12 protein-coding genes are annotated in these 13,729 nt (G+C 53.1%); 7 read left to right on the forward strand and 5 right to left on the reverse strand.

The window, feature by feature from the left end; translation table 11 throughout:
• The first annotated feature begins 128 nt into the window (after window positions 1-128).
• Window positions 129-1,073 (forward strand): zinc ABC transporter substrate-binding protein, encoded by a 945-nt coding sequence (locus DS878_RS06465; protein WP_113815141.1) that lies wholly within the window; start codon window positions 129-131, stop codon window positions 1,071-1,073.
• On the opposite strand, the gene DS878_RS06470 is transcribed toward DS878_RS06465, so the two are convergent.
• Window positions 1,050-1,964 carry an AEC family transporter gene (locus DS878_RS06470; RefSeq protein WP_113815142.1) on the reverse strand — a complete coding sequence of 305 codons (915 nt, stop codon included), beginning with the start codon at window positions 1,962-1,964 and terminating at the stop codon, window positions 1,050-1,052. The two genes, DS878_RS06465 and DS878_RS06470, sit on opposite strands and share 24 nt — an antisense overlap.
• A 239-nt stretch (window positions 1,965-2,203) precedes the next feature.
• On the opposite strand from DS878_RS06470, the gene DS878_RS06475 reads away from it, so the two are divergent.
• Window positions 2,204-3,394, forward strand: coding sequence for a trans-sulfuration enzyme family protein (locus DS878_RS06475; RefSeq protein WP_113815143.1), 1,191 nt, complete (start codon window positions 2,204-2,206; stop codon window positions 3,392-3,394).
• Window positions 3,395-3,465: 71 nt separating this feature from the next.
• On the opposite strand, the gene DS878_RS06480 is transcribed toward DS878_RS06475, so the two are convergent.
• The 4 genes from DS878_RS06480 to DS878_RS06495 form a co-directional block, all read right to left on the reverse strand.
• A complete protein-coding gene (locus DS878_RS06480; protein ID WP_113815144.1) occupies window positions 3,466-4,608 on the reverse strand; it encodes an L-lactate dehydrogenase in 1,143 nt (380 codons plus the stop codon).
• A gap of 137 nt (window positions 4,609-4,745) precedes the next feature.
• Window positions 4,746-5,090 carry a YdbL family protein gene (locus DS878_RS06485; protein WP_113815145.1) on the reverse strand — a complete coding sequence of 115 codons (345 nt, stop codon included), beginning with the start codon at window positions 5,088-5,090 and terminating at the stop codon, window positions 4,746-4,748.
• Between the two features lie 44 nt (window positions 5,091-5,134).
• Entirely contained in the window at window positions 5,135-5,293 is a 159-nt protein-coding gene (locus DS878_RS06490) for a YnbE family lipoprotein (protein WP_410003466.1), read from the reverse strand.
• 99 nt (window positions 5,294-5,392) lie between these two features.
• Window positions 5,393-7,690, reverse strand: coding sequence for a YdbH domain-containing protein (locus DS878_RS06495; RefSeq protein WP_113815147.1), 2,298 nt, complete (start codon window positions 7,688-7,690; stop codon window positions 5,393-5,395).
• A 382-nt stretch (window positions 7,691-8,072) separates the two neighbouring features.
• Here DS878_RS06495 and DS878_RS06505 point away from each other — a divergent pair, with 382 nt between their 5' ends.
• The 5 genes from DS878_RS06505 to DS878_RS06525 are packed head-to-tail and all read left to right on the forward strand — an operon-like array spanning window position 8,073 to window position 13,725.
• Window positions 8,073-9,110 carry an isopenicillin N synthase family dioxygenase gene (locus tag DS878_RS06505; protein WP_113815149.1) on the forward strand — a complete coding sequence of 346 codons (1,038 nt, stop codon included), beginning with the start codon at window positions 8,073-8,075 and terminating at the stop codon, window positions 9,108-9,110.
• Between the two features lie 18 nt (window positions 9,111-9,128).
• The gene (locus DS878_RS06510; protein ID WP_113815150.1) at window positions 9,129-10,229 is read left to right on the forward strand and encodes a BMP family ABC transporter substrate-binding protein; all 1,101 of its coding nucleotides are present in this window, start codon (window positions 9,129-9,131) and stop codon (window positions 10,227-10,229) included.
• Window positions 10,229-11,743 (forward strand): ABC transporter ATP-binding protein, encoded by a 1,515-nt coding sequence (locus DS878_RS06515; protein ID WP_113815151.1) that lies wholly within the window; start codon window positions 10,229-10,231, stop codon window positions 11,741-11,743. The genes DS878_RS06510 and DS878_RS06515 overlap by 1 nt, the downstream gene beginning before the upstream one ends.
• The gene (locus DS878_RS06520) at window positions 11,744-12,811 is read left to right on the forward strand and encodes an ABC transporter permease (protein ID WP_113815152.1); all 1,068 of its coding nucleotides are present in this window, start codon (window positions 11,744-11,746) and stop codon (window positions 12,809-12,811) included. It abuts the gene before it with no gap.
• Window positions 12,808-13,725, forward strand: a complete 918-nt coding sequence (locus DS878_RS06525; RefSeq protein WP_113815153.1) for an ABC transporter permease — start codon at window positions 12,808-12,810, stop codon at window positions 13,723-13,725. The genes DS878_RS06520 and DS878_RS06525 overlap by 4 nt, the downstream gene beginning before the upstream one ends.
• The last annotated feature ends 4 nt before the right edge of the window (window positions 13,726-13,729 follow it).

Consider the following 13,729-nt stretch of genomic DNA (forward strand, 5'->3'; position numbering starts at 1 on the left):
GCGGTATTTCACATGACCACTAAGGGTAACATTACGCACCCCTCCTCTCTTACACATCAAATTTTGCGATCTGCCAAGAGATAGTGTTATATTATAACATTCCAGCAGCTCATCAGGACCCGATCACCATGCGCACAATCAAGACCGCCACAGCTATTGCCCTGAGCGCCAGCGCGCTCCTGTACGGAAGCAATACGCTTGCAGATACGCAAGTACTGGCATCCATCAAGCCCCTGGAACTTCTGGTGCGCGCTGTTGCAACAGAAGACATACAAACAAGCACCCTTGTCCCCCCCGGCGCCAGCCCTCACAACTATTCGATGACTCCATCAAAACGCAGGGAACTGGAAAATGCTGATATCATTTTCTGGATTGGCCCTGACATGGAGACGTTTCTGACCCGCCTGTTAACCGGTAGTGAATTTGGCGAACGCTCAGTGGCGCTTATGAGCACCGATGGCGATACTCATGAAGAAGAGCATGATGACCATGACGATCACGAAGATCACGCCAGCCATGATGACCACGGCCATGACCATGGCGACGGCGCGGATCCGCACATCTGGGTAGATCCTCAGATGGCGGTCACCATGGCAGAGAGCATCCGGGATGCTCTGGTACAGCTGGACGGTACAGATCGGGAAGCTCTGGACCGGAATCTGGAAAGATTCCGGGAGTCCATTGCCCGGAAAGAAGCTCAGATCCGCAAGCAGCTTGAACCCCTGAAAGGTATCAGCCTGTTTGCCTATCACAGCGCCTTCAACCAGTTCGGTGAACACTACAACCTGAATGTTGAGGGTGTACTGACACTTAATCCGGACCTGTCACCGGGGGCACAACACATTGCCGAGGTTCAGAACCAGCTACGCAATGCAAACCACCCATGCCTTCTGACGGAACCTCAGTTCAATCGTCAATGGTGGCATTCGATTACCGAAGGACTGGATGTAACATTCAGCACCTGGGATCCGCTAGCCACAGACATTGATGCAAGTGCACAGGGTTACGAGGCATTTCAGCAAAGCATCGCCGACGCGGTTCTCCAGTGCCTACCAGAGAATGCTGAGCATTAAAGGAATAGAAACCATGGCCAGGAGCGTCTGACCACTGATTATGCCTGCCATCAACGGCGCATCACCGCCTAGCTGCCTCGCCAGTATATAGGCCGATGTCGCCGTTGGAAGGGTGGCCATAAGTACCGCCACCTGTACCAGCGTTCCGTCGAGCCCCAACATCAGTGCAAGACCTGCTGCCATCAACGGAAACAGCAACAACTTCAGTACAGACGAAACAACGAACGGCCCGGAGCCTCCCCGCAAAGCTTTAAGCTGAAGCCCTGCACCAACCGTCATCAACCCCATCGGCAACGCCAGGTTACTCAAAGGCTCTAATGTGCCGGCAAGAAGTGGATGAAAATCAATTTCAAAAATACTCCAGATAACCCCTAGCACCGACCCGATGATCAGAGGGTTCGATATTATGGCTCGCAACACTGGCTTAAGCTTCACCGGGCCCTGAGTGACCACCAGAGAAAACATAAGAATACACATCAGGTTCAGCGTCGGCACCATAACGGCAACCGCGATCGCGGTAAGCGACAGGCCTTCATCACCGAGCAGCATTCCGCCTGCGGCCAGACCCACGTAGGAGTTAAACCGGATAGCACCCTGATAGACAGACGAAAACACAGCCCCGTCCCACCGCCAGTACAATTGTGCGAGCACCAATACCAGTGTCATTGCCAGCAGCATGGACCAAATAAGCATGGCCGTATCACCATAAGCCGAAGCAGGTAACCGGGCCTGACCAAGTTTGTAAACGAGCATGGCGGGAAACAGTACGTAGTAGGTGAAACGCTCCGCCTGAGGCCAGAACTCGACAGATGGAAATGCCCAGCGCCGAAACAAATGTCCTAATACAATAAGCGCAAACACAGGCACCAGTGCCTGGACCATAACCGGCATACCGAAAACTCCAACATCAGTGATTATTCATGAGGAACTACCCCGGCCATGAAGTCGGGTAGCTGCATCCAAGCATATCAGATGACCAATAAATCGTCTCCGGACAATGGCAGATACAACGCCACTTGGCGTTGGTCATCTTGCCCTGTGGCCAGGCAGGTACAAGCCTGCCAGAATAATTCCGGTCAAGCCTTTATATCCTCTTTAAGGCCTTATAGTCAGCATCAGGGAGGTGCCTTATGCAGCCCGAGTCCGAGCCTAAACCAGAACATGGCAGAGCCACCCGCATCATTCATAATCGCCGTCACAAGGACAGCCTTGGCAGTCCCTATTCGCCGGTTTACAACACCACGACCTACCGTTTTGCAGACACTGCCTCCTTACAGAATGTGATTGAAGGCAAAACTCCCGGCAACCTTTATACCCGCTGGGGCAGCAACCCCACTATCCGGGAACTCGAGCAGGGGCTGGCAGGCCTCGAAGACGCGGAGGACGCTCTGGCATTTAGCTCTGGCATGGCTGCCATTTCTTCAACTCTATTCGCGCACGGACGCGAGGGTATTGTCTGTATTGGCGACCTTTACGGCGGTACTCAGGAGCTGCTCACCCGGCACCTGCAACCTCTGGGCATTCCCGTTGCCTTTTTACTGCAGAGTGAACTTGACCAACTGACGGAAGCTCTGAACAGCCCGGGCATGCTGGTATACTGTGAAACCCCGGCCAACCCGACGCTGGAAATAATGGATATCAGGGATCTGGCTCAACAGGCTCATGCCAGGGGCGCCCTTCTTGCAGTTGATAACACCTTTGCCTCACCGATAAACCAACAACCTCTGTCATTGGGTGCGGATTTTAGTATTCACAGCGCAACCAAGTTTCTTGGAGGCCACAGTGACATCACTGCCGGCGCGGTAATGGCTTCTGCAGAGCGAATCAAACCCATCGCCCTGTGGCGAAAAAATCTGGGGCAGATTCTGGCACCGGAAACCGCTGCCCTGCTCTCCCGAAGCCTCAGAACCCTGCCTGTGCGAATACGACAACACAATGACAATGCAATGGCCGTTGCCCGCGCAATGGAGAGCCATCCGGCGATCAAACGGGTGCTGTATCCGGGGTTACCGGATTTCCCCGGCCATCACCTGGCCTCACAACAAATGGAGGGGTTTGGCGGTGTAATAACGCTGGAGCTCAGGGGTAACCGGGAGCAAACGGCCAGAGTTGCCGACAGCCTGCGGGTTTTCCTGCTGGCCACCAGTCTGGGTGGCGTAGAGAGCCTTGTTTCACAACCCTGTGTTACGAGTCATCACGGCATCAGCCGTCAGGAGCGGGAACGTCATGGCATAACAGACAGCATGCTGCGGCTATCTGTCGGACTGGAAGATTCGAAAGACCTGGTAGCAGACCTGCAACAGGCGCTGGATCAGTTGTAAATCACTGTTACCCAGAAATCTGCGAACAGCTCTCAAGGCCCCTGTTTGTGGCCCGGAATTACAAACAGGGATCAGACAAGATCATCGGTGCTTAGCTGCGCTATGGAATTTTTACCCAGTAGTGCAAGCGTCAACTCCACCTCATAACGAAAGTTTTCCAGCATCCGGACAACGGCCGCCTCGCCACCAGCGGCAAGCGCATAGGCCCATGCACGCCCGGCCAGGCAGGCGTTTGCACCAAGGCAGAGCGCCCGTACAACATCCTGCCCCGACTGCACGCCACCATCAAACAGAACTTCGGCTTTGCCTGAAACCGCGTCCACAATGGCCGGCAACGCAGAGATAGTTGAAGGTGCGCCATCCAGTTGTCGCCCGCCATGATTGGAGACAACAATGCCATCAGCCCCGACATCAATAGCCGAACGGGCATCATCGGGATGCATGATACCCTTGATCACAAGCTTGCCGGGCCAATGCTGTCTTACCCAGTCCAGATCTTTCCAGGTAACAGACGCATCAAACTGCTGATCAACCCAGGCTTTGAAATCCTCGGGGTTTCGCCCCGAAGGCACTGCATCAGAAAGATTCCCAAACGTCAGGGGTTTGCCCTTGATGGCGACATCCCAAAGCCAGAATGGATGGGTAAGCAGGTCGGAGAGCTTCTGGATTTTTCCCCAGGGCGAGAGGCCTCCATTCATGCCATTACGTATATCCCGGTAGCGCACACCAAGTTTTGGCAGGTCCACGGTGAAGACAAGCGTCGAATACCCTGCCTTGTGCGCCCGGTTAAGCAGTGCTTCTGAATAACCCCTGTCTTTCAATACGTAGAGCTGAAACCAGTTGGCCGAACCGGTTGCACCGGCAACCTCCTCGATAGAGCAGATAGAGACTGTACTCATACAAAAGGGCACACCGCTTTTCTGTGCTGCCCGAGCGGCCTGGACCTCGCCCCGCCTTGCAAGCATACCTGCAAGGCCAACCGGTGCGAGAGCCAGAGGCAGTGAAACATCCTGCCCCAGTATTCTTCCAGCAGCGGAAACGCTGGAAACATCGCGCATAATCCGCTGGCGAAAATGCAGCTTCTGAATATCCTCGGTATTTTCCCTGAGAGTCTGTTCAGAAAAGGCACCACCATCAAAGTAATCGAACATTATCCGGGGTAGCCGGGATCGGGCGAGTTTACGGTTATCCGATGTATTGGCAGGCGTTATCATGTCGTTGCGTATTCTCCGTGCCCCGGGGCCACACTTTCGTTGATTTAGCCAGCTTCAGTCGGACTATCCGCTTCCGGATCTGTACCGGAAAAGAGCTTATCGAGATCGACCCCTTACACCCGCAGCTCTGTTCACGCCTACTTTTTCACCCAACGATCGTTCACCCGGATGTATTGCCCCTTCGGAGTTTTTTCGACCGCCTTCTGGCCTGCGACTGTCTCAACCTTGGTTACCGCAATATCGTGTTTCTCTGCAATTTTTTTGTAAGCTTCTCGCCGGGCATCATTAATTGCACTCACGATCTCTTTGGATTTCTGATCAGAGCTTACAGCCGCCAGATAGCCTTCCGGTGTCTCACCAACCAGGCCCTGGTTTTTTGCAGATTCGAGGGCATTCTTCGCTTCATCCAGACTCATGGCCATAGCAGGCAAAGCCAGGCAAATCGCCAGAACGAGGGCACTGAACCGCGCAAATAGTGTCATGGTTAACTCCTTAATAATTCGCTGCAGACAAAACATGGAAGCAATCAGAAAAGACCTTTTTCACTGAACAGTTCGTCCACATCTTTATCGACCTTCACGTATATCTCATGCTGGATTTTTACATTCAGGTTCACAGTAATCGGCTCTTTCGGCGCGGCAACCTGAACAGTCGGTGTGCAAGCTATCAGCAGGCCGCCCATCATCAGGCCCGTCAACAGGGCTGGCACACGTCGGGGAAGCCTCGAACCATATTGCATCATATCGGTGTACTCCTTGGTTGCCGTCTACTCTAGCAGGTCGTTTTAGTTGTGTTCGCGTTCCTGCATTAATTTTCTGACTCTTTCTGCAACAGCATCACTCACTCTGCCGCTCAATTGTAAGCTGGTAAGCAGCGCAGGAATGTTCTCCTCAAGATTGATATTCAAAACCACTGGCTGCCCCTCACCAACCTCGAGGCTGCTGCCTTTAAGATGAAGATCCAGCATCAGAGTCCCACTCTCATCATAATCGATCCCGCTCTCCAGAACCGAGTAGCGAAAATCCTCCAGTGCCTGCGCGACCAGTTTCATGGTGTCATTCTGGCTGGCAAGAGCCTGCAGCCGTTCAGCCGGTAGCTGTAATCGCCCTCCCGGCGTGAGTGCATCAATACGGCCCTGCTCAACCCGAACACCTTTAGCAGGATCAAATAACACGGGCACGGTTCCACTCAGAATACCTGTGCCAGAGAGGCCTTCAGTGGGGTATAGCTGCAGGAGCTGTGCAAGGCTGAGCTGATCGAGTTCAACGGGAATGGTCACCGGCGCATTCGCCAGGTCCCAGCTGCCAGGCTGGATACGCACCACTCCGCCCAAAGCATCTGTATTAAGCTGCTCCAATGTTAACTGACCGGCAGAAAGCTCCGCCCGCGGTGCGCCGTAATGCCCGGCAAGGAGTACTGGCCCGACCGGCAAACCGGAGTTCACCTCTTCTATTGTCAGCTCAGGCATTGATACTCTGATGCGATCATTATCAAAACTGAATTCAGCTTCCCCATTCATCCGGCTCCAGGCAGTGCGGTCATAGGTACCGCTCCAGTCGGCAAACATAAGTTTCCCCACTAACTGCATTGCCGCTTTTTGCGGTTGCTCGTACACCGCATTGGCACTGACTGTACCGCCCGATACCGTAAGCAGTGGTGGCCAGGCGGTGAAAATCTGTGACAAGGCTTCGGCCTCCTGCTCACCGCTCACCCGCATGTTGCCAGCCAGATGCAGAGAGCCGGCATATGGAGCCTTAACATCAAGATTCACAGTGGTTCCGGTTCCGGCCCTAAGCAAACCGGCAATATCCGTTCGGATGAGATTACTGTTAACTTTGCCATTGAACTGCCAGGACTGCGGTTGCAATTGAGGGTGATCGATCTGCTTTGCGGCCAGGCCAAGAGCGCCGGAAAGACTGAATATTTCCAGTTCTCCCTGCTCCAACCGGTAGCCGGCTTCCAGTGTCGCTCCTGCAAGATCAGCGCTAAAGTTCATGAGCGATATTTCGTCTGCTGCTGCGGCTGCTCCAGGCAGAGGCTCCGCCTTGTCGACTTCAAGTATGGTAGCTTCGCCAAACTTCAATGCTGCTGCGGAAGAATCCAGCCACCCGGTGAACGCCATTTGCACCTGGGGTTTTGTCAGCAGCCAACCGGCAGACTCAAGTTCCGGCAAAGCTGCAGTAAGTTGCGTTTGTCCAAGCTGTGCTATCCAGGGCGCGCTTGTGGACACTGCAAGGTGCGAGCTGAGCGTAATGTTCGCACCACCACGACTGGTGACCTCCAGGTTCAGCGGCAGCAGAACCTGCTCTGCGCCGGTTTGAGCAAAAGCTGATTCCAGAAAGTCAGGTTCTATGGCATCACCAGGCCGGACAGACAGAGTCAACGAGTCCGGCCGCATCAACTCTGGCACTTTATTGAGCCATGCAGCGGGATAACTCATTTCCAGTCTTACAGAAACCGCCGAGCTTCTATTCAAAGAGCCCTCAAGGGTTGCCAGCACGTCAACCTGATCGCCTTCATGCTCAAGCTCAAGATTGGCTTTGAGGGGCAGCTGTGCACCTGTCGGCCGATCAGAGGAAAAATCAGTTTCGGAACTGCTCAGCGACAGGTTTCCGGCCAGAGAACAACGGTCTGTTGCACATGGCAGCGTCACTGAAAACTGCTGAATGTCAATTACTGAAGGCAGCCAGTCCGGTAATTCAGGCGGCCACTGAGCCTGTTGTTCCGGCTCAGGGTCTGATGGCTCCAGCTGTTTCGTATACAGATCAAGCCCCAGATAGCCGGCTTCCAGCCTGGTCAACTGCGGCAGCCAACCCTCCCCTGACCCGGGCGGGCGCCATCCAAGTATCAGATCCCTGCCGTACAATTCAGCATCTCTCGACGGAACGGACTGAGTGAGTGTCAGTTCGCTCACAGATACCCCGGTAAACGAGAGTTCGAGCCCCTGCCAGTCCAGCGTTTCAATGCCGTTGTGCTGCAGCGTTTCGTTCCAGAATTGACTAAGCAATAACGCACCGGCCACTGCGGCCACCGCTACAAAAACAAAGACACTCCATCCCAAGGGTTTCCAGGCAATGCGCATGACTGCTTTCTCCAGGCCGCTCCAGACTGCTGCCGCCCAATATATCGGTCAGGCCATCCAGGGGATACCCCAAAAGATAGCAATACCCGCTGCCGGCCCGGGGCAGAGTCTTATCACTCAGGCCTGCCGCAGCAATGATTTGCCTTACTCAAGAATGTTACTCAGTTTCCGCCCCCACATAGGGCGCCAGACGCTCTATGTGGGGGCGTCCACAACTACCCAACGCCTCGACCTATGCATCATGCACATTTTTTGCCTCGCAATCAGACCTGTTTTTTCAAAGAAACCACCGCTTAACACCATGGCACAGCTCTTGCGTTAACAACTATGAGAGGAAGTTGGTGTGTGCCCAGTGCACAGTTTTTCAACGGGAGATTCTTGCATGGATACGGTTATCACTGGCCTGGGGCCTCGCGCATTAACAGCGTCAGGTTTGGAAGCCAGAAATCTCGATTTTTCAGAAATTCCACAGATTGATATTTCAGCCCTGTATAGCTTCGACCCTGAAGCTCGCAGGCGGGTAGGCGAAGCCGTTCGAATAGCTTGTACCCAAGTTGGTTTTTTTTATATCACTGGTCACCAGGTTCCGCCATCTGTTATCGATGAGACCTTCTCAGCCGCCAAACAGTTTTTTGCCCAGCCGCTGAACAAGAAGATCTCATTAGACATTAACCGTTCATTAAACATGCGCGGCTATACCCCGTTATTACATGAAAACACCAATATCGAAGGCAAAGGCGATCTTCACGAAGGATTTGATATCGCCCTGGATATATCACCGGATGATGAAGATGTGCGTGCAGGTGTTTTTGGCTATGGACCAAATCAATGGCCGGAAGACCTGCCGGGTTTCCGTGAAGCGCTACAGGCATACCATCAAGCCATGTTGGAGTTAGGGGGCATGATCTTCCGGGCGTTTGCTTTGGCGCTGGAATTGGACGAGGAGTATTTCCAACCTTTTATTACCAAGCCAATGGCGCATATGCGTGTACTTTCTTATCCGTTCCAGGAGGGAAAAGTAGATGAACAACAGATAGGCATCGGTCCCCATTCTGACTATGAATGCTTCACTATTTTACGTACGGATGAAGTACCTGCATTGCAGGTTCTGAATAGTCAGGGCAACTGGATACAGGCACCGCCAATTCCCGGTGCTTTTATCGTTAATGTTGGCGATCTGATGGCACGCTGGACGAACAATTATTTTGCATCAACCCTGCATCGCGTAATCAATGCGTCAGGTCGTGAAAGATTCTCTATTCCATTCTTTTTCGGCCCAAATTCACAAAGCCTTATAAAAGTTCTACCAACATGCCAGAACCCGGACTGGCCTGCTCAATACCCGCCGGTTACAGCGGGTGACTATATCAGATCCCGTTTTGATCAAACGTACCAGCTTCGTCAACCCACAACACTTTAAATTACATGAGGTGAACCTATGCACCGCTTATCAGTTTCCTCCGTACCACGTATTGTTGCCGCACTATTACTATTTTCCGTCGCATGCTTCACACAGGCGGAGCCATTTAGCCTGGATGGAGACCCTGTTGTTGCATTTATCTATGCTTCTCCCGCTAAAGACGGAGGATGGAATGAAGCTATAGATAATGCACGTCAAAAAGTTGCAGACGAACTTGATGTGAAAGTGATGGTTGCTGAGAGCATTCCTGAAGAAGCTTCCGCACTAGTCAACGCCGTAGACCTTTTCGTTCGCCGCGGCGCCAATATCATCGTTGCCACCACCTACGGATACTCTGAAGGGGTCAAACAAGCGGCTGAAAAGTACCCACATGTCGCTTTCCTTTCAGCAACAGGTATTTATAACTCCGATAATCTGGAGAGCTTCTACGCGCGAACATACGAGGCCTGGTATCTGGCAGGCATGGCCGCCGCGTCAGTTAGTAATACCAATAAACTGGGAATGCTCGGAGGGTTTCCGGTTTCGGTCGTGAATTGGGATATCAATGGATTTGCACTGGGTGTTCAGTCCAGTCATCCGGAAACAACGGTTAATGCTATCTATACCAACTCATGGTGGGATCCGGTCCGGGAAGGGCAATCTGCGCAGTCACTGATTGAAATGGGCGCGGATGTCATTGCAAACAACCTTTCGTCTTCAGCGCCATTTTCTGCGGCAGAGCGCAATGGGAACTACAGCATTGGGTTTCAGCTGGACATGAGTGATGCAGCCCCAAATGGCCACCTTACATCAGTTGTATTCAACTGGGACCAATATCTGGTACCTACCATCCGGAAAATCGTTGAGGGAAGCTGGACGCCAGACCCCTATGGTGCTTTTCCCGGGTTTGCTGAGGGTGTCGTTGACATAACCCCACTCCATGCCGACGTCCCCGCCGATACACGTGCAAAAATTGAAGAGGTGAAGGCACGGATGATAAATGACCATTTCTCTCCCTTCACCGGCCCTCTTCTGAAACAGGATGGCAGCGAAATTCTGGCTGAAGGCGCTGAACTTGATGCCGGACAGATATGGGATATGGATTACCTCGTTAAGGGTGTTACCGGGTCAACACGCTGATGAGCAAAGCCAATTTCAAGACGTTGCATCTACGGGGTTTGTGCAAACGCTTTGGTGAATGCACTGTGCTGGAGAATGCTGGCTTTGAACTCCACTCAGGTGAAGTTCATGCACTGCTGGGAGAAAACGGCGCGGGTAAATCGACACTGATGAACCTGCTCACTGGCGTGTATGTTCCAGATCAAGGCGAAATTGTTCTGGATGGCCAGCCTTGCTCGATTCGCAAGCCAGCGGATGCTATGGCACATGGAATTGGCATGGTGCATCAGCACTATCGTTTAGTGGAACGCTTCAGCGTTGCCGAGAACCTGGTGCTCGCCGCCGACCGTGCACCTGAATTGCAGCGCTTATCGGTAGCAGCAAAAGCCTTGCAGGAGACTGCGGAGCAGTTAGGTTTAGCACTTGATCCCTACGCACGGGTTGCAGACCTTTCTGTTGCGGAACGTCAGCGTGCAGAAATCTGTAAAGTGCTTGCTCTGGGTGCACATATTCTGATCCTGGATGAGCCTACTGCCGTACTGACCGACACTGAATCTGAAAGCCTGCTGGCGGCTATCCAGCGGATGGCCAACGCAGGCAAAGGAGTAATTTTAATTACTCATAAGCTCAGGGAAGTGGTTGCTCACAGCGATCGGGTGACTATCTTGCGGCAAGGTCGCGCAGTTGCATCCAACCTGGCAACTGAATCTCTCACACAGGCAGATATTGCACAGCTGATGATGGGCGATGTCGCGGTATCTCAGCGACAACCATCCAACCTGCAGACCAATGGCCCTGATTTGTTGGTTGCCACTGGCTTGAGCGCATCACGTAATGATGGATCAACCGCTATTTCCAATATCGGTATCAGACTACGCCGTGGAGAGATCGTCGGTGTAGCCGGCGTTGGAGGACATGGCCAGCCACAACTTTGTGAAGCACTGATGGGGCTTTTGCCAATAGATAGCGGGTCAATACAGCTGGATGGCTTTCAGATTTCCCAGTGTTCTGTATCACAGAGGCGCTCCTATGGCTTACGTTATATACCCGCTGATCGCGCCACGAATGCTCTGGCTCTGGATCTGCCTGTCAGCGATAACCTGGCTTTGACGAAGGTAGCGTCAGGGAGCAAAGGGCGTTTTTGGATTTCACGCAAAGGCCTGTTCCAGGATGCTCAAAACACAATTACCGAACACCGGATTGCCGGCGCCAGCCCTCAGGGCCTGACCAGGCTTCTCTCCGGCGGGAATGCGCAAAAACTGGTTCTGGCCAGAGAGCTGGACAACGATTGTGTTGTTGCCATTACACACTCACCAACCCGTGGGCTTGATGTGAAATCTTGTGGGACCGTACATACCGCACTGCGTGAATTAACTTCCCGAGGGGGTGCGGTATTGCTTATCAGTGAAGACCTGGAGGAAATCATGACCTTGTCTGACCGTATTCTGGTGATGAACACCGGTTGCATCACTGGAGAACTGCCAGGCACAGCCAGTGCAAGTGAAATCGGTGCACTGATGATAGGAGGTCACTGAATGGCCTTCCAGTTCGCTCTCCAGCGCAGGGCAAACACATCTTTCCTCAGAAGTTCTCTGACTTTTTCCGGCGGCCTGCTGTTGGGTTTATTGCTCTGTGTAGCGTTACTCATTCAAGCGGGAGTACCCGCAGACATGCTGTTTGATGACCTGGTTTGGCAGGTATTCTTTCAAGCCGACGGGCTGGCTCAGACCTTGACCTTGTCGATACCGCTTATCCTGGCAGGATTGTCTGCAGCATTGGCGCTCAGAGTGAAGTTCTGGAACATAGGCATCGAAGGACAGCTCTGGTTGGGCGCGATTGCTGCAATGGCCGTGTCGATTTATGGCGTTGGCAGCGATAGCTACCGCTGGGCACTCATGCTAGTGGCCGCAATGGCGGGGGGCACATTATGGATTGCAGTCCCCTTGTGGCTGAAAGAGCGTTTTCATGCCAGTGAACTGGTTGTTACCTTGCTGTTGAGCAACGTCGCCTTTCAGCTAATGCTGCATTTGCTGTTCGGTGCATGGCGAGATCCAACACAGAGCTTTCCCATATCACCCGCTATCTCCGAACCAGAGCGCTTGCTTAAGCTGGGTTTCGGCAATTTGCATACAGGACTGTTTGCCTCCATTGGAATGGTGTTTCTGGTCATGTGGATCATGGAACGCAGTCGTTTGGGATTCCAGTCTCGCATCCTCGGGTCAAACAGACAGGTTGCCGAGGCTAGCGGCATTGCGGTTGGAACGACACTGGTAGTGATGGTCTTGCTTTCAGGCGCTATGGCTGGATTAGCCGGAGGTCTCTTGGTTGCAGGCACAGAATATCGTCTGACTCAACATCTGGGTTGGAACATGACTTTTTCTGGAATCGTGATTGCCTTTATCGCCCGGTTTAGACCTTTCTGGGTTCTGCCGGTCGCTGTGGTATTGGCAGGTGTATATAACGCAGGAGCTACCCTCAAGGTGTTTTATGGCTTAACGGAAGCCACTGTGCTGCTTATGCAAGGTATTGTTTTGCTCTCCCTGTTGTGGTGTCAGTTTATTGCTGCATTCAGTATCGACCGGCGCCAGGAGGTAAGTGTATGAGCTTTATTTCGTTTTGGTTCGCCAGCATTCCTGTTTCAGCACTGCCTCTTCTACTGGCGTGTCTGGGGCTGATTTTATCTGAACGTTCGGGAGTCGTTAACCTGGGCGCCGAGGGGTATATGGCTGTTGGAGCAATGTCCGGGGCTAGCGTAACGCTCTTGACCGGATCGCCCTGGCTGGGAGTAGGAGCCGGAGTCCTTGCCGGTTGTTGCCTTGGACTGCTCTTCGCATTTTCTGTTGCAGTTCTTAAAGCCGACCAGATACTCAGTGGCTTGGCGGTGATGGCAATTGGTCTAGGGCTTTCAGGTTTTATCGGGCGTCATTGGGTGCATCAGCCTTTTAATGGCATGACCGCTCCTGACCTTCCTGGATTACAGCAACTCCCGCTATTAGGAGGGCTACTCTTCAAGCAGCCGTTGCTTGCCTGGGTGTCTATACTGCTCGTAATTGTGATTGCATGGACACTCCATCGTACCCGGATTGGGCTGCGCTTTACGGCTGTAGGGGAAGATCCTGCTGCCGCAGATAATGCGGGCATTTCTGTCCCTGGCGTGCAGATGTTAGCGGGCATGCTTTGTGGTGCCCTATGTGGGTTGGGCGGAGCTTATCTATCAGTTGCCAGTGCCCATATCTGGGTTGACAACATGGTGGCAGGAAGAGGATGGATAGCCTTGGCTCTGGTCGTTTTCGCTCGTTGGCGGCCTGGCCGTGCATTGATTGGTGCATTGCTGTTTGGCGCCGTAGACATGCTTCTGCCCAGGCTCCAGGCGCAAGGACTTCAGGTGCCTGTTTATCTGATGGGAATGCTCCCCTACCTTCTGACCATACTGGTGCTGGTTCTGGCAACGCGCTCACGCTATCGCGATGAGCCTGCAGCATTAGGCGTCACCTACTTGCGCCAGGACCGTCACTAGGAAC

Source organism: Marinobacter sp. F3R11 (assembly GCF_003318275.1).
Taxonomy (GTDB): Bacteria; Pseudomonadota; Gammaproteobacteria; order Pseudomonadales; family Oleiphilaceae; genus Marinobacter.